The organism is Leucothrix pacifica (assembly GCF_003172875.1).
Lineage (GTDB): Bacteria > Pseudomonadota > Gammaproteobacteria > Thiotrichales > Thiotrichaceae > Leucothrix > Leucothrix pacifica.
Genome location: NZ_QGKM01000142.1, coordinates 1 through 1,199, shown reverse-complemented (window position 1 = coordinate 1,199; position 1,199 = coordinate 1). Strand labels below are relative to the sequence as shown.

1 protein-coding gene is annotated in these 1,199 nt (G+C 36.4%); it reads right to left on the bottom strand.

Annotated elements, in window-relative coordinates:
• Positions 1-990, bottom strand: a 990-nt coding sequence (locus DKW60_RS23430) for a hypothetical protein (protein ID WP_146203570.1), incomplete at its 3' end; no start/stop codon positions are given.
• Between the last annotated feature and the right edge of the window lie 209 nt (positions 991-1,199).

Sequence of the window (1,199 nt, the reverse complement as noted above, 5' to 3'; positions counted from 1 at the left end):
TAAATTGTCGTGTACAGAGATGTGCTCGTTACTTGCATGAAGTTCTATAGCCTTCTTGAAAGCTATTGTAGATTTAGCAAATTCCTTATTTTCATGGTGTGTTATACCTGAGAATACGTAGTAGTTACTGAGTTCTTTTTGTTTACTTCTGATTTCAGTAAACATCTTGTTTATTTCTTGATTCTTAGAGTTTATGAATTCGGTGCTAGAGTTAAAAGAACCATAATTTTTGAATATTTTGCCAGAGCTACTAAGTATGCTTTTCTTGATGCGATTCAGGTCTAAACTCTCTCGGTCAATATTGCACTCAATAAAGGCTTGGTTTTCAAATAATTGCAATTGTGACTCAGGGGGTGAACCATTATTTATCTGTGTCAGTAGTGAGGAGATGTCTGTATATTCAAAGCCACCATATGCGGCACTCTTTTTTATGATACCAGCCAAATGATAATTATCATCATTCCCTAAAATAACAACAGCTCCGCCAGACATTCCCTTAACACTTTGAATGTCATCATGTTGCCCCGTGAATAAGGTGTCACTTGTTCCAACCTCATATGAAAAATCAGTTTCTTTTTCTGTTGCTGATATGCGTTGTCCAGCATTGAAGAACTTCATTTTGAAATTGGTTTTAGCTTTACCTCTAGGATATCCAAAGACCACGCTTTTGGGGAAATATCCTGTATAAACATCAAGAACTGACAAGGATCTGAAAGGATGGTTTCGGATTAGTATAACGACAAGATCATGTTCTATTGATGAGTAGATGCATTGAGATTTATAGTTGCACAAGTCAATCGGACCTTGCCCGGTCAACTCGACTATGCTCGGGCTGAAGATGCTTTCACCTGCTTTAGGTGGGAGGTTAAAATTATGATGAACTGTTATGAAGTGTGCGTGTGGTGACTGGTCTGATGTTTTAAATAACAAGCCACTTGAGTTATTAAATGAAACCGAAAACTTCTTAAACTCTTCGTCAGCTGTTCTCATGAAATACCTTCTGCTTTTTTAGAGATATCTTGTGCTTCTTGTAGTCACCAGTACTTTTTAACTCTTCAATTGGATAGGTATAGTTACCCATTATCACAACACCTTCTTTTTGATACTTAATAATTTTCGCAATGGTTTCTTTATGAGGAGTTTTTCTGCTAGATATGTAATAGTTCTTACATGTAATTAGGAGCTATGGTCAAGAGTAG